Raw genomic sequence first — 20,331 nt, 5'->3', positions numbered from 1 at the left:
GTCGTGTGGGAGGTCGGTCTCGGAGGACTGTACGATGCTACCAATGTCATCCCCGTGCCCGAGGTTGCCGTCATCACAAATATCGGACTGGAACATACAGACCGGCTTGGCAACACCGTCGAAGAGATCGCGACGCAGAAGGCCGGCATCATCAAGCAGGGGGGCATCACGGTCATCGGCCACCAGGACTACCCTGCCGCCCAGGCGACCCTGCTCGCCCAGGCCGAGACGATGGAAAACCAGATTGCCCTTGCTAGACGAGACTACGCCTTCTCCTCGCAGCGGTTCACGCCGGACTCCGTCACGTTCGACTACGCCGGTGTGGTCCTTGGGCGACGGGTTTCGCTCCCTGACGTGACCATCTCGCTGCGCGGGACTCATCAGGTCCAGAACGCGTCAAGCGCCATCACGGCGGTCGTCGCTCTGGCTGTCAAGGACGGCATCGACGTCCCTGAACCTGCAATGCGACGTGCCCTGGGGCAGACGTTCTGGCCCGGACGCATGGAGCTCGTTCCCGGTACTCCAACGATCCTTCTGGATGGTGCACACACGCGGACAGCCGCCAAGTACCTGGTGGAATCGCTGCATGCCCATTTCCCCGGCCAGCGGTTCACCATGCTGTTCGGCGTGCTCATGGACAAGGATATGGACGGCATCGCCGGCATGCTGGCTCCAGAGGTAGACACCGTCGTCCTGACCCGCGTCCCTGACAACGGCCGGACTGCCAGCCCGTGGGAACTGGAGGAGAAGTTCCTGCGCCACCATCCCCACGGTTCCATCATCGTAGAAGACGACGCAGAGAGGGCATATGAGAAAGCCCGAAGCCTGACGCCAGATGGCTCGTGGCTGCTCGTGACAGGCTCCCTGTACCTTGTGGGAGCAGTCCGCAAGCTCATGGGTCTCTACACATTCGTGCGTCCATGATATTCTTTCGCACCGGGAGGTGACATCATCACTACACTACTGGTTCAATTCTGGCAGAACACTGTCGTCCCGAACTTCAGTTCCATCCTGTTGGGTACGGCCGTCCTTGTCGCTGTCATCCTCATCTGGATCATCAAGGACACCTCGAGGAGAGGCGCCAATACCCTTGTCTGGTCGGTCTTCACAGTGGTCGGCCTCGGGTTGCTGCCACTGATTGTATACTTTCTGGTTCGCGACCCCCTGACCCTGGACGACCACATGGCGGACAAGTTGAACAATGACGTTCTCAAGCTCGAGAGAAGCTACTATGCATTCCTCATGGACGAGCAGGACAGAAAATGCCCGGTCTGTGGACACGAAGTGAAGTCAAGGTACCGGTTCTGTCCCGCATGTGGCAATGAACTCCACACGGTATGTCCGGCATGCGGCGAACTCATGGAAACAAACTGGAAATCGTGCCCACACTGCGGGCACAAGGTCGAACAGCCTGAAGTAAAAGGAGAGCTGGTCTAGATGAATCTGAAAACATTCAGAGGTGGCATTCACCCTCCAGAGAACAAAGAATGGACGAGGAGTATGCCTATCGAGCGGATCCCGACGCCCAAGTCCGTCGTCATTCACCTGACACAGGCTATCGGGGCTCAGAACCAGCCTCTGGTAAAGGTCGGAGACCGGGTGGTCAAGGGACAGATGATCGGCGACGTTCAGGCCTGCCCGGCAGCCACCGTCCATGCGTCGATCACCGGCATCGTCAAGAAGATCGAGCCTGCCCCGCAGAGCAATCTGAAGGACGGCATGGCCGTCTTCATTGAAGCTGACGGCACCGATGAAACGGCGTACATGCCGCCACTCGACGCTTTTGTCTGCTCCCGTGAGGAAGCGATCAAACGCCTGCGCGATGCCGGTGTCGTCGGCATGGGAGGCGCATCCTTCCCCACTGACGTCAAACTGGCTCCCCCTGCCGACAAGCCTATCGATACCATTATCGCAAACGGGTCCGAGTGCGAGCCATATCTGAACATCGACTACCGGACGATGATCGAATCGCCTGCGGACGTCGTCGAGGGACTGGCCATTGCGGCACACATTGTGGGAGCCACGAGGGCAGTCGTCGCCATCGAGGCCAACAAGGCCGATGCCGTGCCAGTCATCGAGCACGAGTTCCAGCAGCATGCTCACGGGATGCATATGGAGACGGTCCTCGTCGCCACCAAGTACCCCGAAGGTGGCGAGAAGATGCTTATGAAGGCTGTTACCGGTCGCGAGGTTCCCTCGAAGGGCCTCCCGTTTGACATCGGCGTCATCTGCCAGAATGTTGGGACGCTCAAGGCCATCAAAGAAGCATTCGCCGACGGCAAACCCCTCATCGAACGTGGGTTCACCGTCTCAGGCGGAGCCTGCAAGACGCCGAAGAACCTGTACGCTCCCATCGGGACAGTGATCGCTGATCTTATTCCCGACGTGATTCAGATGAGCGACGACGTCCGCAAAGTCATTTTCGGCGGCCCCATGATGGGTATCACCGTACCATCGCTGCAGACCCCGGTTGCCAAGGGCACCAGCGGCATCCTGTTCTTCACTGCCGCTGAATCGAAGCAGTTCGAGGAGCGTCAGTGCATCCGCTGCGGCCGCTGTGCAGATGCCTGTCCCGCACAGCTGATGCCTATGCTGATCAATGCCGCGCTTTTGTCCGATGATCTCAATCGTGCCGACGCCATCGGCCTTGTTGACTGCTTCGAATGTGGTGCCTGCAGCTATGTCTGCCCGGCACGCATCCCTCTCACCCAGCGGTTTAAGCTCGGCAAGGATCTTCTCCGCAACCAGCGTGCCAAGGAGGCCCGCCATGGAAAATAACACGATGAAGCTTATGATGTCCGGTGCACCGCACTTCGTGACCAGCTACAATATCCAGAAAACGATGGGTATGGTCATCATCGCCCTGCTCCCGGCCCTGGCGGGCGGCGTTTACTTCTTTGGACCCCGGGCGCTGCTGGTCACAGCGGCATCCGTCGTCAGTGCCGTTGCAGCCGAATTCCTGTTCCGCAAAGCGCTTCGCCGCGAGACACACGTCACCGACCTGTCCGCCGTCGTCACAGGGGTGCTGCTCGCGCTCATCCTGCCGGTATCCTCACCGTTGTGGATGGCTGCAGTCGGCTCCGCGTTCGCCATCGTCGTGGCCAAGGAGCTGTTCGGCGGCCTCGGCGGCAACTTCGCAAATCCTGCTCTCGTGGGGCGTGCCGTTCTGCTGATGAGTTGGCCGGCGTTCATGACGCGCTGGTCTCCCTCTCTGCACACGGCTGCCGTCGATGCGACAACGACTGCGACACCTCTAGGTATCCTGAAGCTGGGCGGAACCATCACCGACGTCATGAAGAGTGTCGGAGCCAGTGGAAAGTCGGCTCTATACCTTCAGATGTTCCTTGGCAACCGCGCAGGCTGCATCGGTGAGACGTCTGGGCTGCTGCTCCTGCTGGGAGCAGCATTCCTGGTGGTGATGCGAGTCATCGACCTGCGAACACCAATCGCTATGGTCGCCGCGACATTCGCCGCGTCCTGGCTGTTTGGAGGGGACCCAGTCTTCTCGGTGCTGGCCGGCGGCATCTTGCTGGGAGCCTTTTTCATGGCCACCGACTATGTCACGACCCCTGTGACACCCATTGGCAAGTGGGCTTTCGGTATCGGGGCAGGACTCATGACGGTTCTCATCCGTCAGCTCGGCAACTTCCCTGAGGGCGTCACCTATGGCATCCTGCTCATGAACGTCGTTGTTCCCTATCTGGACAAAATCATCCCCCGCAAATTCGGATTCGTGAAGCCCAGGAAGGTGAACGCATGAAACGCCGGCAGATGATCAAACTGGGACTTATCCTGGCAGTGTACACCATCGTCGGCTGTGTCGGGCTTGCATTCGTCTACAACAGCACGAGCAAGACCATCGCACAACGTCAGGAGGCCGACCTTCAGGCCGGCCTTCGCGAAGTGTTCCCCAAGGCCACTGGATTCACCCCAACAGACACGGTGAAGTCCACGAACCCCAACATTGTCTTCGATGCGGCGTACACGGCGGACGGCCCTTCAGGCTCACTTGGCATAGCCGTCAAGGTCCACGGTCCCAGCTACGGTGGCCCGACGACCCTGATCGTCGGCGTTTCGACCGATGGGACCATCACAGGCGTGAAGGTCCTCGAGAACAAGGACACCCCCGGTCTCGGCGCGAATGCAGAGAGTTCGACGTATTACGTCGACAAGGCCACCAAGACGACGTTCCCGGGACAGTTCGCCGGCAAGAAACTCACCGACGGCTTTGTCGTCAAGAAGGATGTGATCGCCATCACCAGCGCAACTATTACGAGCCGATCCATTACCAATCTGGTTCAGGTCGTCGGCAAGGCCGCGTCCGAAGTCCTCGGCATTGGAGGCTCCTCACCGAGCCCCTCCTCACAGGGCCCCAGCGCTGTCCTTCCGTCTGCCGACACCGTCCGAACGTCCTCCAAGGCCGCGACGTCCAGTGTGCCTGGCGTCTCCATCCTGGAAACCTCGGTGGGAACAAAAGCCGGAACTATCGTCGGCGCATCCGCGAAAGCCAAGGCAAAGAGTTATGACGGTGAGGTCACCGTTCTTGTGGGTGTTTCAACCGATGGAACCATTCTCGGTGTCCAGATTCTGGAATGCACCGACAGCCAAGGCAGCCCGATTCTCGCGCCGGAATTCGCCCAGCAGTTCGCGGGCAAGAAAGCAGGCGCCCCTCTCGAGGTCGGCACGAACATCGACGCAGTCTCAGGGGCTACATTCAGCAGCAGGGGGGCCACAGCGCTCGTGAAAGCGACTGCGGACGCGCTGGTCAAGGCTCTGGCAGGAGGTGGCCTATGAAACGCCTATTTGGTGTCTTCGTCAACGGTCTCATCGTCGAGAACCCGCTGTTTGTCATCATGATCGGCCTCTGCTCCTCAATGGCCGTAACGACCACGGTTGCCAACGGCATCGGCATGGGCGTCGCGCTGACGTTCGTCCTGGTCATGTCCGAGCTCATCATTTCGCTGTTCCGGAACCTGATTCCGGAAAGCATCCGCATGCCCATCTTCCTGATTGTCATCGCTGCATTCACGACCATCATGGACCTCGAGATGAAGGCGTACTTTCCCGTCCTTTCCAAGTCCATGGGCGTCTTCATCCCGCTCGTTGTGGTGAACTGCATCATCATGGGACGCGTGGAAGCGTTTTCGTCCAAGCAGCCCGTAGCTGACTCCGTCGTAGATGGCCTGGGCATGGGACTTGGATACACATGGGTTCTTATCGCCCTGGCGGTTGTCCGGGAGCTGTTGGGCAACGGGACCCTTCTGGGACGTCAGATCATGCCGTCATCCTTCGCACCCATGATCTTCCTCATCTTGCCACCTGGCGGCTTCCTCGTATTCGCCCTCTGGATGGCTGCAAGCAACGACCTACGCCGAAAACTGCTGGCAGGCAAAAAGCCGGAACCGACCCAGGATAACTGCTGCACGCTGCGCGAAAACGGCTCGGCCGAAAAGGCATAGGAGGGAACATGTCTGACCTGATCAAGATCTTCGTCGCAGCGTTCCTCATCAACAACATCATCCTCATGCGCTTCATCGCACTCTGTTCCTACATCGGCATGACGTCCGACGTAGGACAGTCCGTAGGCATGGGGCTGGCCGTGACCTTCGTAACCGTGATGGCTTCAGCCGTCACGTGGCCCATCTACTACTGGATTCTCAAGCCAAATGGCCTCGAATTCCTCGAGATTCTAGTCTTCATCGTCGTCATCGCCGCGCTGGTCCAGCTGGTAGAGTTCTATCTCAAGAAGAGCGTGCCCACGCTCTACCACGCCATGGGCATCTATCTGCCTCTGATCACGACCAACTGCGCCATCCTAGCTGTCACGTTCGACCAGATCACGAACAACTACAACTTCGTGCAGTCCATTGTCTTTTCGGTCGCCGTGTCCCTGGGGTATCTGCTTGCAATGCTCCTCCTGGCGGGTGTGCGTCAGCGGCTCAAGAACTCCCCGATTCCCGCCTTTATGATGGACACGCCTATCCTGTTCCTCACGACAAGTCTCATAGCAGTAGCGTTCATGGGTTTTGCAGGGCTCATCAAGTGAGATCGCGATGAAGATCATCCTCGAAACAGCACTTATCTCTGCCGTCCTCGGTCTGCTGATCGGCGTTGCCCTGGGCTTCTTCCGCGAGAAATTCGCAATCCCCAGCGACCCATTGGTCGACAAGGTCCGAGCCATCCTCCCTGGTGCCAACTGCGGCGCCTGCGGCTTTGCGGGCTGTGACGCCTACGCGATTGCGGTCGCCCACCGGACGACCACTCCCGACCGTTGCACGACGGGCGGCAAGAAAGCGGGCGACCAGATTGCCGCACTGCTCGGCCTCACGTCCAGCGCGGTCGACCAGATCGCCGTTCTCGTGTGCCAGGGATCGAAAGACAAGGCCCCTCTCAAGGCTGAATATGCGGGCATCCAGTCCTGTCGCGCCGCCAAGATCATATCGGGAGGCACGAAGCTGTGTCAGTGGTCCTGCATCGGTCTGGGCGACTGCACCAGAGTCTGTCCTTTCGACGCGCTCCATATGGGAGACGACGGCCTTCCTCATGTGGACACCGTCAAGTGTACCGGGTGCGGAAAGTGCGTTGACGCCTGTCCTCAGAACGTTCTCATCAGGGTCTCGCGCACCAAGAAGGGCGCCATGCCCCTGTGTTCCAATAGAAATCCCGTGAAATCAAAGGTCATCGCGACATGCAAGACAGGTTGCATCAAGTGCGAGATATGTGTCAAGTCCTGCCCCGAAGGAGCCATCCACATGGAACGCGGGCTCCCTGTGGTGGATGAGCACCTGTGCACCTCATGCGGCATATGCGTTGCCAAGTGTCCCACAAAGGTCTTCAAGCTCATCGAGAAGGATATCGTCACGTCCTGATTGTTGAGAACAGCTCAGTCGTCATGTGGCAAACCCCCGGCCGTATGGCCGGGGGTTTGATATCCTGAGTCTTAGCGCAACCTCTCATGGTGCGAGGGTGACGTCGACCTCCTGGCTGTCGCGCACACCGCACAGCCGGCAAGCAGGTGCAGACATCACGATGCTCTTGCCCAATCCCTGTCTCGCCAATGCAGTGAAGACATGCCCTCCGACAAGCACCCGCCCCGCGAAGACCCCCGACGCACGCCATCCAGCAACGATCTCCTGGTCGAGTTCGACGGCTTCCTCCTCCCGGGTGTACCCCTTGGCCACGGCCAGACGGACTCGAATGGTACCCGCAGGCATGATCCGCCCAGTCCGCTGCACGAGTCCGCTGAGGAGCAGGGAAGACAGAGCCTTCTTGACCGCGAACGGGTCTCGTCCCTCGCTCAGGTGCCGCAACGTGCAACGCTGGGGGATCTGGGCCAGGAGCAGCCACTGCAATGGCGTCAGTGAAAGCGGATCCGCGAATGACAACATCAGCGTCAGTTTCTCGTCGACGTCAGGAAGCACAGGTGTCATCGTGTCCATCTCGATGTGCGTCTACTGCGAGAGACTCGACAATTGGGACTCGTCCACGTGCATCGAGGGCGCCGCTATCTGTTCGTCCTCGTAGAACGTGAACTGTCCAGCAGAGAATGCGGCCAGCGCACTGACCAGGGCTGCCGGGCCATGAACGCGACCGTGGATCACCTTGACAATCGCCCCTGCGTCAAAGTACAGCGAGCTCTCGGCAGCGTCGTCTTTCAGAACGAGGCGTCCCGATTTGCCGCCCCTCATGATAAGAGAAACGACCTCATCGACGCTGAATCCCGATAGATCACCAGCCAACGGCATACGCACCTCCACATTGACGCCCGAATGTGCATCACTCTTTTCAATATTGGCATTATACTTACTGTATGAGTTTGCACAAGCTGACCGAGCGAGACAGCACACGGACAGGCCCTGCATTATTGCAAAACGGTGAATGGCCTGTAACATTCTTGCTACAAGGATGGTGCGCATAGCATGAGAAAACGAGCAAGAAGCGTTCTGACAGGACTTCTGGTACTCTGCTGCGCCGTTGCGGGTCTTGTGCCCGTGGTGCATGTTCAGGCGGATTCGTCCAGCTCGGCTGGACGCAACATCGTCGTCATGGAGAATGCCGATCTCGCGCGTACGGCCTACCCGGTAGCCGTCTCGACACAGACATCCACTCCCGTGGAATCACCGTCGTCAGGACCCTGGCAGACGGCGTGGGCATGGATTCAGAAAGCAACTCGCTCGACTGGTGCGTTTTTTGCTCCTCTATATGTGAGTATCCGTGATTTCTTCGTCTCGGGTCAGGCACTAAAGGTTCTCCAGACCGCGACACAGGCGATCACTGATCTCGCTGTCCGGTTGTTTCTGCCTCTGTCTGCGCTGGTCGTGCCAGTTCTAGAACGCACGGTGCCTGGCCTCTCGGTGACGCCTGAACTTGTGGCTATGTGGATGTTCTGGATCATCGTCGTTCTTGCCCTTATCATCCTCATCCTCGCTCTGCGTCCCCGGCACAATATGCGCAAGCGCCTGCCAAGGGTGACACCCAGGAGAGCAGGGCAGGGAGAAAACACCATAGAGTTCAGCCTTGTGGAACAAGGCCCAAAACCGTCGCCCGCGACATCGCTGGATCAACTGGCACGAACCCACGAGAAGCAGGAAACACCGCCTGTGCAGGAACCGGCAGCCCAGCCCGCAATGGCGGAGGGATCATCACATGTCCGGCTCGACTCACCGTCAGTCCCGGAGATTTCCCTGGAGCCACTTGGCTTCTTCGCCGGCGCAGATACGGTGCCCACTACAGTGCCCGCTGTGCCTGCCGCCATGATTGCATCGGCTGAGCCGCCACTTCTGAAGTTCACCCCGCCCGAGACAGAATCAGCCGCGACTCAGAACGAACTATCGGAGCCCGTCACGGCCACTGCAGCAGTTCCAGCCGACGTTCCTTCGGAAGCCCTCCTCACCCCTCCACAGGAGAGTTCGTCGGCCCAGGAATCGCCCGCAGAAACGCTCCTCGAACCTTTCCCTGAACCCGAACTGAGACCCATCGGGCAAGAAGCTCCGGTCCAGCCCATCGAGCCAGAGAGTAACGTTTCTGCCACTGTGTTGCCTCTCGACCAACCCATGCCTGCTGAGGAAACTTCGGTAACCCAGGAGACCGTTCAGGCTGAAGAGATCTCCGTCCCTGAGGCACCTGTTGTCCCGCAGGCTGGTTCCATCGAAGAGCCGATTTCGACGGAGGAAATGACTACTCTAGTCCATGAGGAAGCCCCTGTCAAAGTCGAACCCGTTGAGCCGGACCACGAATCCCCGGCGGCGAGACTGCCAGAGACCAATCCGCCGACACCGCCCAGCACTGACCTTTTATCGCGGCTGTTGGATGACGAGGAGTCTTTCGAGCAGACGATGGTCGCGGCTGGCGCCACAGCAGGTGTCGCTGCACCTGTACCCCCGTCCGCATCGGCTCCAGCAAACAGGCCGGCCCCACAGCCCTCCACCTTCTCAGGCGATGTCGAACTCGACACGCTGTTGCACAACGGCGTTGTCACCGATGCCGGCGCGCTGGCGCAGCTGTTCCGTGGCGGGTATCGGAATCGTATCTCCAAACTCGCCGTGTCGGCCAAGGACCTGCAGAACGTGCCAGAGGAGATGCGGCAGGTGATCAAGCTCACCATCGTCGCTCTGTCCCCCATCGAGCTGTCGATTGCCCGGGACCTGGCAATGCGCCTCGAGACGCCGGGATTTGTCGGCGAAGCTCTGCTGGTGGCCAAGAAGATGGGATATGAGAACTATCTCACGACGTACAAGAACATCTCGAAGAACTACAAAGACGTCAGTATCATCGACATAGCCAGTCTCAAGGCGCCAGAGATATCAGCCGAATCTGGCGGGGATCTTATTTCCTTCAGCTAGGCCCGAACGGACACAGAGCATGAAGAAGGGGCGCACGTGTGCGCCCCTTCTTCATGGTGAGGTGAGCTGCTTGAGGACCTACCTCCTGTATGCCGATACCTCGGCGTACTCCTTGAGACACCACCCACATGCGACGCACGCCGCGCGCCTGACGAACGGTATGCCGTCTTGTCCTTCCTCGATTGCGCCCATCGGGCAGACAAGCGTGTCGAAGTTGTCTGGACGCCTGCAGAACCGGAAGACAGACGGAGCGCCAAATGCACTGCGGACAGGGGGCCTCTGCCAGAACCCGTCGGGCACTCGTGCCCGCAGTTCATCCAGCGGGATATTGGAGGCAACGTCCGCCGTCCTGCCACGACGCCCCCTGCCGATGCGTGCTGACGCTGAAGAGCTGAACGGCGAGCAGGAGACCCTGCCGCCACTTGCGATGAGCGCATAGCCGTCCAACTCCTCGGGATCGATACCAGCGAGGATCACGCCGGTCTCGACGGTTCTCCCGTACGTTTCTTCGCAGGCACGCTCGCCGTCGAGGACACCGAACACGAAGACTCCCATGATCGCCGACCAGACATCCAGGAGAGCCTCTCCCATCAGTCCATATGCAGCATAGCTCAGGACCTCCGTCCGCGTCTTTGTGGCAAGGCAGTCGAGGACCGTGGCGAAGATGCCGTGGACGCCGGAGAACCTGTTGAGCTCTAGGCCGCGCACGACGACGAACAGGTCGGCCTCGGCGAGGCACCGTGACACGAACACCTGCTTGATGTACCGACGCTCGGGGGTCTCCATCTTGTGCAGCTGGCGTCCATAGGACCTCGTGGGCACCGTCAGGGACTCGTACTCCCCGGAGATGATCTCGATCACGTCGCCACGTTCGCCCAGCAGGCTTGTCAAGGCGCTTCGATATGCCTCATCGTAGCCTGCTAGAGACCTTGTGGCAAGATCAATCCGGGCGGCCCCGGACAGCGTCCGCACCGTCCGCTCCACCAGATCCAACGGCACCGGGATGTCGCCAAGCAACACAAGAACTCGCTTATCATCGAGCCCCTGTGGCTCCATCCAGCGAAACACATTGTCGAGCGCCTGAGTCCGGGCATCGATCCCTTGTCCCAATGCTTCTATCATGACTGTCTGACTCATGGTACCTCCTCGCCCAGGACAGTATACATGGTTTCGCAAAGGCATCCGCGCTTTGACAAAGAGTTACACGCAGGGTACAATAAGCAACAACCATTATGAACAAGCTGCTCATAAAGAACGGAACACTGCTGACCATGGGTGGCGACCGTCAGCCCCGTAAGGCTGACCTGCTCGTCGCTGACGGACGTATCAAGCGCATCGACACTGCCATCGGTCGCGGCGAACGCCCTGACGTCACCATCGACGCCTCAGGCATGATTGTCCTTCCTGGCCTGATCTTCGGCCACGCTCGCCTCGGTTTCAGCCTGCTCCGTGGTCAGACCGACCAGATCCTGGACGATGCAGAGCGCGAGAGAACGGCTCTCAGGCTTGTTGGAGGCCTTTCTCCCGAACAGGTTCGCTGCTCGGCTGAACTCGGAATCTGCCAATCGATTCGCAGCGGCGTCACGACGCTCTTCGAAGGCGGCTCGATGCGCCACACGGACCAGATCCTCCAGGCAGCCCGCACACTCGGGTTCAGGCTCATCGGCGGACGCATGCTAGCCGACCGTACGCCGGATTGGCCTGAGGCTCTGCGTATGTCGCTCCGCGAACAGATGTCCGACGCACAGGCGCTTGCCCACGACATTGCATCGAGCGGCGAGGGCGGCCTGCTGCGATATGCGGTGAGCACCACAAACCCTCCGTTCTGTACTGATGAGTGCCTGACACAGGCCAAGGCATTCGCCGATGCAGGCGGCTACCCCCTTAAGATCGTCCTGACAACGGACAAGAGCCAGATCGAGCGCATGCGCCGCGAAAGTGGATCTCAGGAACTGGCTTCTCTCGAGACGCTGGGAGTCCTGGGAGAGAACACGTTCCTCGTCAACCCGTCGTTTGCCTCGGAACTGGAACAGAATGTCATCCGCAAGGCCGGCGCGCGCATTGTCATCAACGTGACGACTGACCTGAAACTCGGCCGTCCCCTGTCCCGCCTCCCCGAGTTTGTCCGGAAGGGAACGCCGGTCCTGCCCGGGTTCGACAGTCCCCTGTATGGAGGGAGGATGGACGCCGTACGCGAGCTCACTGTCCTGGCAACGGCCTTTCGGCCGCAATATGGCCCACAGACGATGACTCCCGAACAGGTCCTCTCCATGGTGACCGTGGATGCCGCAAAAGCACTCGGCATGGACGAAGAACTGGGAACGCTGGAACCGGGCAAGCGAGCTGACATTGTGCTCGTGGACCTTGGACGGGACGTTTTCGCTCAGCCGGGAGCTCACACGAACGCGTACTGTCGACTGGTCTACGAGGCATCCACAAGCAACATTGCATGCACGATCATCAATGGAAAAATCGTCTACCGTGATGGCCAGGTCATCGGCTGCGACGAGGAAGCGCTTGTCGAACAGGCAAACGCCGAGCTTGTCCGCATCCTGGAAAAGGCATGAGCGAAGACGCATGAACAGCAAAATTCAGACAGTTCAGGAACGCATCGCACGCCTGATCGACGTCGCAGCCGGCCGCATACCGGCGGACGTGGTCGTCAGGAACATCCACCTCGTAAACGTCTTCGACGGGCACATTGAGGACGATGTCGACATTGCGTTGTCGGGCAGTCAGATCGCAGGGATTGGGCGATATGACGGCGTGACGGTCGTCGACGGCAAAGGCGCCTATGCTGCGCCCAGTTTCATCGACAGCCACATGCATATCGAGAGTACCATGGTCATCCCGGGTGAATTCGCCAAGGTGGCGCTTGCGTGTGGCACCGGCGCAGTGATCGCAGACCCGCATGAAATCGCCAACGTCGCTGGAGCACGCGGCATCCGGTTCATGCTCGAGGCCACGCGCAACTCTCCGCTGGATTTCTACTTCATGCTTCCCTCTTGTGTCCCGGCGACGCACCTCGAGACGAATGGCGAGTCACTCGACGCCGATGCGCTATCGGAATTGCGCCACAACCCGCGGGTCCTGGGTCTTGCGGAGTTCATGAACTACCCTGGCGTCCTGTTCAGGGATCCGGCAGTCCTGGCCAAGCTAGCCGCCTTCGACGGACAGCTGATCGACGGGCACGCGCCCTTCATCACTGGGCGAGAGCTGGAGGCATACATCGGCGCTGGTATCTCTACCGATCACGAATGCACGACGGCGGATGAAGCCAGCGAGAAGCTGGCTCGCGGTATGTGGATCATGATGCGCGAGGGATCGGTGACACGGGACGTGAAAGCCCTGATCCCATTGCTGACCAAAGAGAACATGCACCGCATCATGCTGGCGACAGACGACCGGCACCCGTCCGACCTGCTCTCGGAAGGACATATCAACTATGCGGTCAACCTGCTGCTTGAAGCGGGCATCAACCTCCCAACCGCTGTACGCCTTGGTTCGCTCAACCCGGCCACCCACTACAACCTCCCCCGCAAAGGTGCCATTGCCCCCGGCTACTGGGCCGACTTCATCATCTTCCCGGACCCGCGGCACGTCCAGCCGTCATCGACCTACGCGAAGGGAGAACTTGTGGCGAAGGACGGTGCCTACCTGGGTCCCGACGACGGGCATCCTTCGAGGAGCTACGGCATCAAGAACAGCATCAACATTGCCACTCCTACCTACCAGAGCCTGCGTGTCAAGGCCGAGCCGGGCAAGCAGCTGCGAGTCCTGCAGCTGATACCCCATCAGGTTGTGACCGCCGAGCGCCGCGTGAACGCAAGAGTCGACACGCACGGCTGTGTGGAGTCGGACACCGACCAGGACGTCCTGAAGGTAGCAGTCTTCGAACGCCATCACGCCACCGGGCGCGTAGGCGTGGCATTCATCAGCGGCTTCCAGATGAAACAGGGAGCGGTGGCGTCATCGATTGCCCACGATTCCCACAATATCGTCGTGTGCGGCGTTACCGACCGCGACATGCTGCTGGCCGTACAGCAGGTCGCCTTCATCGGTGGCGGCCTCGCGGTGACAAACAACGGACACGTTGTCGGTTCTCTCCCTCTCCCGTATGGCGGTCTCATGTCCGACCTGTCCGTACCTGAGGTCGCGGCCCGTCTGGATGATCTGGGAAAGGTCATGCGCGACGCAACAGGTTGCCCGCTGGACGATCCATTCATGACGCTGGCGTTCATGGCTCTTCCAGTCATTCCAAAGCTCAAGATCACGGATTTCGGCCTGATCGACGTTGAGAAATTCAAAGTTGTCAGTCTGTTCATCTAAGGGAGGTTTGCCATGCAGAAGCTCTTCCAGAACGCTCAGATAGCACAACCTGACGGCATGCTCCTGGCAGTCGACATTCTGGTCACAGACGGCATCATTGAGAAGTTCTCTCCCGCACTCGCTGAGCCTGCTCCGGCTGGAGTGGCCGCCATCGACCTGCATGGACTCTTTGTTATGCCGGGCGGGGTCGACGGACATGTCCATTTCGACGATCCCGGCTTCACGGAACGTGAGGACTTCGGCACTGGCACTATGGGTGCTGCCGCAGGCGGTGTCACCACCATCGTCGACATGCCGTGCACGTCGCTTCCGCCGGTGACCACGTCCGACAACTTCAAGACGAAAATGAGAGCTGTCGAATCCAAGGCTTACGTCGATTACGCGTTCTGGGGCGGAACGACCCCAACCTTCATCGACAGCGGCACCTTCCGCCGCCTGCTGCCGGAACTTAAAAAGCTGGGCGTCGTCGGCATCAAGGCCTATACCATCTCGGGCATGCAGACCTATCCGCGCCTCGATACGCGCCAGATGGTGATGCTTTTCGAGGCTGCACGCGACTTCAACATGCTGGTGGCGGTGCACGCCGAAGACTACTTCCTTGCCACGTACTACACCGACAAGATCATTCGGGAGGGCCGTTCGGACCCTCTGGCGTACAAGGACGGCCGCACCTACGATGCAGAACCCCTCGCCGTCTCCACAGTCCTTGCTCTCGCCCGCCGCGAGCATACGCGTGTCCATATCGTCCATATGTCGACCTCCGCAGGTGTCGACCTTGTCCGGCAAGCCAAAGGCCAGGGCATCGACGCCACGACCGAAACCTGCCCGCACTACCTGTTGCTCAACCGAGAGGACTTTGTGCGCCTGGGCAGTCTGGCCAAGTGTACGCCGCCGTTGCGCGACCGCTATGACAACGAGGTGCTCTGGGCGGGCCTGCTGGACGGGACCATCGACTATGTGACGACCGACCATGCAGCCGGCATCTACCCTCGGGAAAAGGTCACGGACAACATCTGGAATGCCTACGCAGGCATGCCGGGCGTTCAGCTCCGCGTCCCTCTGATGCTCTACGAGGCCTGCGCAGTCCGTGGCATGAACCTGTACCGTTTTGGCGAAATCATGAGTACCAACCCCGCGAAGCGTCTTGGCTTATTCCCGCGGAAAGGTATACTTGCAGTCGGTTCCGATGCCGATTTCGCCTGCATCGACCTGAATGCGCCAATGACCGTGCACGCCGAAGACCTCTACGCCAAGAACAAGTACACGCCCTTTGAGGGACGGGAGCTGCGAGGCGTAGTCCGCCAGACGTTTGTGCGTGGCAGTCAGGTCTACGACAGTTCGGGGGAGTTCCCTGCAAGAGCCGGCTACGGAAAATTCATCAAGGCTGTCTAACCACGTGGAGGTGGCACAATGCTGGTAACGTTGAAAGAAGTCACACAGGACGCACTCAAGAACCACTACGCGGTCGGCGCGTTCAACATCCACAACCTGGAATATGCCAAGGCTGTTGTCGAAAGCTCGTATGAGATGAAGGCGCCTGTCATCCTCCAGATCTCGCAGGGTAGCTCTGATTTTGCGGGGCTCGAAGAACTGTGCATGATCGCCCGTCATTACGCTGCCAAGTATGCCATTCCCGTCGTCGTGCACCTCGATCACGGCAAGAGCTTCCTGCGCTGCATCGAAGGACTGCGTGCCGGGTTCAGCTCCGTCATGTTTGACGGTTCCTCGCTGCCGTACGCCGAGAACGTCGCCATCACGCGTCAGGTCGTCGAAGCTGCCCACCAGGTAGGCGTGGCCGTCGAAGCGGAGATCGGCAAGGTCGGCAAGTCTGAGGACGGCGCAAGCACCGAAGCCGAGGATATGCACTACACCGCGGTCGACGAGGCGGTTCGCTTTGTTGGCGATACGCACGTCGACGCTCTGGCCGTATCCATTGGAACTGTACACGCCATGGCCGTCCAGGCAGCCCATCTCGACATCGCACTCTGCCGCAAGCTGCACGAAGCCATGCCGACCGTGCCGCTTGTCATGCACGGCGCCTCCGGCGCAGTGGATGAGGATGTCAAGCAGGTCATCCAGCTGGGCATCACCAAGATCAATATTGCGACCTTCCTGCAGAAAAAGGCCGCCCTTGCCGTCAAGGCGATGTTCGAGCAGACCCCGGACGCCATTGGATTTCGGGACCTTGCAAAACCACAGTTGCAGGCCATCAAGGACGGCGTGCGTGGCAAGATCGAATTGTTCGACACTGCCAACCACGCCTGAGAACGTTACTGGCTTCCAGGACATTCAAAAAGCCCCAGCCGTCAGGCTGGGGCTTTTTCTTGATATTGCTGTGTCCGGACTATGACGCAGGCTGTGTGCTCACCGGCGAACCAGACTGCGAAGCGGGTGCCTGAATGTGGACAGTGCTCGCCGTCAGGTCGATGACGCCCCTGAGAGCCACTTCGAGTTCCGGCCCCTGCAACGTCTCCTTGTCCAGCAGGACGGTCACCAGATTCTCCAGCACGGCACGGTTCATCTCCAGGACTTCGGTCGCGCGGCGGTACTGCTCTTCGACCAGGCGTCTGGCCTCGGCGTCGATAGTCTGGGCGGTCTCTTCACTGTAGTTGCGCTCCTCACTGAGTTCCTTCCCAAGGAACACCAGGTCACTGGTCTTGCCGTAGGTAAGGGGACCGAGTTTCTCACTCATGCCATACGCACGGATCATGCGGTGGACGACGTCCGTGGCACGCTCGAGATCATTCGAAGGTCCGGTCGAGATGCTTCCCAGGAAGAGTTTCTCGGAAGCGCTTCCGCCGAGCAGGCCGGCAACTTCCCTGAGGAGCTCCTCGCTCGTGCGCATGTACCGGTCTTCTGTGGGGAGCTGCAACGTGAACCCGAGAGCCATACCGCGTGACACGATACTGATGCGGTGGACCTCTTCACGCGCGGCCAGAGCCTTGCCGACGACGGCATGTCCGGATTCATGGTAGGCGATGCGCCGGCGCTCGTCGGCGCTGATGACTCTGGACTTCTTCTGTGGTCCCGCGATGACCTTGTCGATGGCTTCCTCGACCTCTTCCATCGTGATATCCGTCTTGCCCCTGCGGACGGCAAGCAGTGCGCTCTCGTTCAGCAGGTTCTCCAGGTCGGCTCCTGTGAAGCCGGCGGTCTCCTTGGCGATCGTGCCTAACCTGACGTCAACCGCAAACGGCTTGTCCGAAGCGTGCACCTTGAGGATCTCCTCCCGTCCCTTGGCATCCGGCAGGTCGACGACAACGCGCCGATCGAAGCGGCCCGGACGCAGCAGAGCCGGGTCCAGAACGTCAGGCCGGTTCGTTGCGGCAAGGATGATAATGCCCTTGTTCGCGTCAAAACCGTCCATCTCGACGAGCAGCTGGTTCAAGGTCTGCTCACGTTCGTCGTTGCCGCCACCGATACCTGCGCCGCGATGGCGCCCCACGGCGTCGATTTCGTCGATGAACACGATGCATGGAGCATATTGCTTCGCCTGTGCGAACAGGTCCCTGACGCGGCTTGCGCCCACGCCGACAAACATCTCGACGAACTCCGAACCCGACACGTTGAAGAACGGCACCTTGGCTTCGCCGGAGATTGCTCGCGCGAGCAGTGTCTTCCCACAGCCAGGAGGTCCAACCAGTAACGCGCCCTTGGGAATCTGGGCACCCATTGCCGAGAACTTCTTCGGGTTCTTGAGGTAGTCGATCAGCTCGCCTGTCTCTTCCTTGGCCTCATCCAGACCCGCAACGTCCTTGAACGTCACGCGCGGGCGGTTGTCCATGAACAGCTTGGCCTTGCTCTTGCCAAACCCGAACACCTGGTTGTTCTGTCCTCCCTGCATGCGCTGCATCATGAAGAACCAGAACCCGATCAGCAGCACAAACGGCAGGACATTGATCAGCAGCGTCAGCCAGATGCTCGTCTGCGCCTTGTTGAAGTCACCCTGCACACCCTTTGCGATCAGCAACGGATACAGGCTGGCGTCGTACAGGGGCGCGATGGTCGTGAACTTCGTGCCGTCCTTCAGCGTCCCCGTGCCGGTCTGGACAACGTCCGAAATCGCGAACTTGACGTCCTTGACCTCTCCAGCCTGAACCTTCGCCACGAAATCGGTATATGTCAATTGCGCCGGCTGGGCCACAGGCTGGTTGAAGAACAGCGAATAGGCGCCCCATAGTATGGCAAAGAGAAGCGCCCATCCGATGAGCTCTTTCAGCAGATTCGGGTTTGAGCCTCCGTTCTTCTTCTGGTTGGCCACTTATCCCTTCTCCTCTTTTCTCTTCTCGTAGACCTCGGGTTTCAGGACGCCGACGAACGGCAGGTTCCGGTAGTTCTCGTCGTAATCCAGCCCGTAACCGATGACGAACTTATTGGGAATCTCAAACCCGCAGTACTTGATGTCCACGTCCACCTTGCGACGCTGCGGCTTGGAGAGGAACGTGCAGATCTCGATACTGCTGGGGCCCCTCGTCTTCATGAGATCGACCAGTGCCTTCATCGTAAGGCCTGTGTCGACGATATCCTCGACGATGATAATGTCGCGGTGCGCCACGTTGGCGTCGACGTCACGCGTGATCTTAATGACGCCCGTGCTATCCATGTTGGTGCCGCCATAGCTGCTCACGCCCATGAAGTCCACCATGACGTGAACCGGCACCGAGCGTATGAGGTCGGAAAGGAACACGACGGCGCCCCGCAGAATGCAGATCATCAGCGGGTTCCTGCCCTCGTAATCACGTCCTATCTGCTGTCCCAGCTCGGTTGTGCGTTTCTGGACTTCTTCGGTCGAGACCAGAACCTCGAGTATATCATCTCTCATGTCCATGTATTCTACCCCGCTCCCAATGTGAGACAACTTAGCACTGTGAACTATAGTATACAATGCGCAGGAAGCGGCGCGACTCTGCTGTCACCACTCCTGCGGCGCTGCGAGCGAGGGCGGGCACCCAGATAATGCCATCTGCATCGCATACGACGGGACGCCGCGCCCGGAGCACCCGGTCTACCTTTGCGTCGACATACAGGTCCTGCAGCTTGTGTTGATGCCCTCCAAACGTCGTCATGCGGTCACCAGACCGCGCGTGGCGTACCGTCAGCGGCAACCGCAAGGCGTCCAGGTCGAACCACGCTTCCTTCGGCCCAACGCCCCTTAAGTCTGACGGAACGTCCGCAGGCGTCTTCTCGTCGAAGGTCAGGCGTCTCCGAAACCAGTCGACTGTTGCGGGAAACTTCGCTATCTCCTGTGACTCAAGGACACGGCCGGTAAACGCGGCGCCATAGACATAGACGTGCTGGTAACCCACCTCGAGCATCACACGGTCATCCAGCGTTACGCGAATGCCTGTCCTGCCGTTCCGTATGGCCTGGGTACTCCGCGTCAACCGCTCGAAGCTGGGACCGACGCCCGACGTGGCGAAAATCTCCTCAAGTGCATATTGCAGCAGGGGGTCAGGCAGACTCGCAAGTGCCCCTTTGGCAAGGCGCAACGCTCCGGGATGCCTTCCATCGCCCGCTTCCAGGATCTCGATGTTGTCGGTCACCTGCTCGGTCTGCCGCTCGAACAACTCACATGCGGCACGTGCCATGTTCGCCGTTCGCACGACGGCCGTCTTCGCGGCAGGAAACCGGCTCTCGATCAGCGGGATCACGCTCGTACGGATGAAGTTCCTCTCGTACCGCTCGTCCGTATTGGACAGATCGTCCCGCCAGACGAAACCCTGCGACCGCAGCCAGCCCTGAAGCTGTTCCTTTGACACTGCGAGCAGCGGATGGATGAACATCCCCGTCCGCGGCGCCATGCCGGACATCCCCCGCAAGCCAGTCCCCTTGAGAAGTCGGAAGAGGACCGTCTCAGCTTGGTCGTCCCGCGTGTGAGCCGTAGCGATGCACGCAGCTCCTGTCTTGAGCGCCGTCATGCGAAGAAAGCGAAGCCGCAGTTCCCGGGCCGCCTCTTCGTGGCTGAGATGGTGACCGGAGGCGTACGCGCCCACATTGTCAGATCCTGTTTCGTAGGGTACGTCCAATGAGCCTGCCAATTCCCGCACAAACGCCTCATCCGCATCACTTTCGGCACCGCGGAGCTGATGGTTGAAATGGGCACAGACCACGTCGAGATGACAGCTTTCCCGCAACGAGCAGAGGAGGCGTAGCAGCGCGA

19 protein-coding genes are annotated in these 20,331 nt (G+C 59.7%); 13 read left to right on the top strand and 6 right to left on the bottom strand.

The window, feature by feature from the left end; all coding sequences use genetic code 11:
- The 8 genes from SMC1_RS03385 to SMC1_RS03350 form a co-directional block, all read left to right on the top strand.
- Nucleotides 1-924: bifunctional folylpolyglutamate synthase/dihydrofolate synthase (locus SMC1_RS03385; protein ID WP_126855157.1), on the top strand; the 924-nt coding region annotated here is incomplete at its 5' end.
- A 90-nt stretch (nt 925-1,014) separates the two neighbouring features.
- The gene (locus tag SMC1_RS03380; protein ID WP_119085391.1) at nt 1,015-1,437 is read left to right on the top strand and encodes a zinc ribbon domain-containing protein; all 423 of its coding nucleotides are present in this window, start codon (nt 1,015-1,017) and stop codon (nt 1,435-1,437) included.
- Nucleotides 1,438-2,778 (top strand): electron transport complex subunit RsxC, encoded by a 1,341-nt coding sequence (rsxC, locus tag SMC1_RS03375; protein ID WP_119085390.1) that lies wholly within the window; start codon nt 1,438-1,440, stop codon nt 2,776-2,778.
- Nucleotides 2,768-3,760 carry an RnfABCDGE type electron transport complex subunit D gene (locus tag SMC1_RS03370; RefSeq protein WP_119085389.1) on the top strand — a complete coding sequence of 331 codons (993 nt, stop codon included), beginning with the start codon at nt 2,768-2,770 and terminating at the stop codon, nt 3,758-3,760. The genes rsxC and SMC1_RS03370 overlap by 11 nt, the downstream gene beginning before the upstream one ends.
- Nucleotides 3,757-4,794, top strand: coding sequence for an FMN-binding protein (locus SMC1_RS03365; protein WP_119085388.1), 1,038 nt, complete (start codon nt 3,757-3,759; stop codon nt 4,792-4,794). The genes SMC1_RS03370 and SMC1_RS03365 overlap by 4 nt, the downstream gene beginning before the upstream one ends.
- Nucleotides 4,791-5,459: an electron transport complex subunit RsxE gene (rsxE, locus tag SMC1_RS03360; protein ID WP_119085387.1), complete on the top strand. Its 669-nt coding sequence runs from the start codon at nt 4,791-4,793 to the stop codon at nt 5,457-5,459. The genes SMC1_RS03365 and rsxE overlap by 4 nt, the downstream gene beginning before the upstream one ends.
- 8 nt (nt 5,460-5,467) lie before the next feature.
- Entirely contained in the window at nt 5,468-6,046 is a 579-nt protein-coding gene (locus tag SMC1_RS03355; protein WP_119085386.1) for an electron transport complex protein RnfA, read from the top strand.
- Between the two features lie 7 nt (nt 6,047-6,053).
- Entirely contained in the window at nt 6,054-6,869 is an 816-nt protein-coding gene (locus SMC1_RS03350; protein WP_119085385.1) for an RnfABCDGE type electron transport complex subunit B, read from the top strand.
- 84 nt (nt 6,870-6,953) lie between these two features.
- Here SMC1_RS03350 and SMC1_RS03345 read toward each other — a convergent pair whose 3' ends face one another.
- Both SMC1_RS03345 and SMC1_RS10510 read right to left on the bottom strand, forming a co-directional pair.
- A complete protein-coding gene (locus SMC1_RS03345; protein ID WP_119085384.1) occupies nt 6,954-7,430 on the bottom strand; it encodes a hypothetical protein in 477 nt (158 codons plus the stop codon).
- 21 nt (nt 7,431-7,451) lie between these two features.
- The gene (locus tag SMC1_RS10510) at nt 7,452-7,745 is read right to left on the bottom strand and encodes a DUF4388 domain-containing protein (protein WP_165849178.1); all 294 of its coding nucleotides are present in this window, start codon (nt 7,743-7,745) and stop codon (nt 7,452-7,454) included.
- Nucleotides 7,746-7,919: 174 nt separating this feature from the next.
- Here SMC1_RS10510 and SMC1_RS03335 point away from each other — a divergent pair, with 174 nt between their 5' ends.
- On the top strand, nt 7,920-9,842 hold the full coding sequence (locus SMC1_RS03335) for a hypothetical protein (protein ID WP_165849177.1): 1,923 nt from the start codon (nt 7,920-7,922) through the stop codon (nt 9,840-9,842).
- A gap of 78 nt (nt 9,843-9,920) precedes the next feature.
- Here the strand turns inward: SMC1_RS03335 and SMC1_RS03330 are convergent, their stop codons facing one another.
- Nucleotides 9,921-10,979 carry a DUF362 domain-containing protein gene (locus SMC1_RS03330; protein ID WP_119085381.1) on the bottom strand — a complete coding sequence of 353 codons (1,059 nt, stop codon included), beginning with the start codon at nt 10,977-10,979 and terminating at the stop codon, nt 9,921-9,923.
- A gap of 95 nt (nt 10,980-11,074) precedes the next feature.
- On the opposite strand from SMC1_RS03330, the gene SMC1_RS03325 reads away from it, so the two are divergent.
- Genes SMC1_RS03325 through SMC1_RS03310 form a run of 4 tightly spaced genes read left to right on the top strand, consistent with a single transcriptional unit; the run spans nt 11,075 to nt 16,436 of the window.
- Nucleotides 11,075-12,409, top strand: a complete 1,335-nt coding sequence (locus SMC1_RS03325; RefSeq protein WP_119085380.1) for an amidohydrolase family protein — start codon at nt 11,075-11,077, stop codon at nt 12,407-12,409.
- Between the two features lie 10 nt (nt 12,410-12,419).
- Nucleotides 12,420-14,171, top strand: a complete 1,752-nt coding sequence (ade, locus tag SMC1_RS03320; RefSeq protein WP_207799285.1) for an adenine deaminase — start codon at nt 12,420-12,422, stop codon at nt 14,169-14,171.
- Between the two features lie 12 nt (nt 14,172-14,183).
- A complete protein-coding gene (gene allB / locus SMC1_RS03315; RefSeq protein ID WP_119085379.1) occupies nt 14,184-15,563 on the top strand; it encodes an allantoinase AllB in 1,380 nt (459 codons plus the stop codon).
- Nucleotides 15,564-15,581: 18 nt separating this feature from the next.
- Nucleotides 15,582-16,436 (top strand): class II fructose-bisphosphate aldolase, encoded by an 855-nt coding sequence (locus SMC1_RS03310; protein WP_119085378.1) that lies wholly within the window; start codon nt 15,582-15,584, stop codon nt 16,434-16,436.
- Between the two features lie 79 nt (nt 16,437-16,515).
- Here the strand turns inward: SMC1_RS03310 and ftsH are convergent, their stop codons facing one another.
- The 3 genes from ftsH to tilS all read right to left on the bottom strand — a co-directional run.
- Complete coding sequence (gene ftsH, locus SMC1_RS03305; RefSeq protein WP_243626482.1) at nt 16,516-18,432, bottom strand: ATP-dependent zinc metalloprotease FtsH; 1,917 nt, start codon at nt 18,430-18,432, stop codon at nt 16,516-16,518.
- A complete protein-coding gene (gene hpt / locus SMC1_RS03300; RefSeq protein ID WP_119085393.1) occupies nt 18,433-18,993 on the bottom strand; it encodes a hypoxanthine phosphoribosyltransferase in 561 nt (186 codons plus the stop codon).
- Between the two features lie 37 nt (nt 18,994-19,030).
- A partial coding sequence (tilS, locus tag SMC1_RS03295; protein ID WP_119085377.1) for a tRNA lysidine(34) synthetase TilS occupies nt 19,031-20,331 on the bottom strand: 1,301 nt, incomplete at its 5' end.

Origin of the sequence: Candidatus Cryosericum septentrionale (assembly GCF_003570995.1) — a bacterium.
Taxonomy (GTDB): domain Bacteria; phylum Caldisericota; class Caldisericia; order Cryosericales; family Cryosericaceae; genus Cryosericum; species Cryosericum septentrionale.
This window is presented reverse-complemented; position numbering and strand designations above follow the sequence as displayed.

Bases quoted from the DNA above. Each gene is read 5' to 3' on its own strand.
- SMC1_RS03325 (WP_119085380.1), top strand. From the start codon at position 11,075: ATGAACAAGCTGCTCATAAAGAACGGAACACTGCTGACCATGGGTGGC.
- SMC1_RS03350 (WP_119085385.1), top strand. From the start codon at position 6,054: ATGAAGATCATCCTCGAAACAGCACTTATCTCTGCCGTCCTCGGTCTG.
- SMC1_RS03345 (WP_119085384.1), bottom strand. From the start codon at position 7,430: ATGACACCTGTGCTTCCTGACGTCGACGAGAAACTGACGCTGATGTTG.
- ade (WP_207799285.1), top strand. From the start codon at position 12,420: ATGAACAGCAAAATTCAGACAGTTCAGGAACGCATCGCACGCCTGATC.
- SMC1_RS03370 (WP_119085389.1), top strand. From the start codon at position 2,768: ATGGAAAATAACACGATGAAGCTTATGATGTCCGGTGCACCGCACTTC.
- rsxC (WP_119085390.1), top strand. From the start codon at position 1,438: ATGAATCTGAAAACATTCAGAGGTGGCATTCACCCTCCAGAGAACAAA.
- rsxE (WP_119085387.1), top strand. From the start codon at position 4,791: ATGAAACGCCTATTTGGTGTCTTCGTCAACGGTCTCATCGTCGAGAAC.
- SMC1_RS03330 (WP_119085381.1), bottom strand. From the start codon at position 10,979: ATGAGTCAGACAGTCATGATAGAAGCATTGGGACAAGGGATCGATGCC.
- SMC1_RS03335 (WP_165849177.1), top strand. From the start codon at position 7,920: ATGAGAAAACGAGCAAGAAGCGTTCTGACAGGACTTCTGGTACTCTGC.
- SMC1_RS03355 (WP_119085386.1), top strand. From the start codon at position 5,468: ATGTCTGACCTGATCAAGATCTTCGTCGCAGCGTTCCTCATCAACAAC.
- SMC1_RS10510 (WP_165849178.1), bottom strand. From the start codon at position 7,745: ATGCCGTTGGCTGGTGATCTATCGGGATTCAGCGTCGATGAGGTCGTT.
- allB (WP_119085379.1), top strand. From the start codon at position 14,184: ATGCAGAAGCTCTTCCAGAACGCTCAGATAGCACAACCTGACGGCATG.
- hpt (WP_119085393.1), bottom strand. From the start codon at position 18,993: ATGAGAGATGATATACTCGAGGTTCTGGTCTCGACCGAAGAAGTCCAG.
- SMC1_RS03310 (WP_119085378.1), top strand. From the start codon at position 15,582: ATGCTGGTAACGTTGAAAGAAGTCACACAGGACGCACTCAAGAACCAC.
- SMC1_RS03365 (WP_119085388.1), top strand. From the start codon at position 3,757: ATGAAACGCCGGCAGATGATCAAACTGGGACTTATCCTGGCAGTGTAC.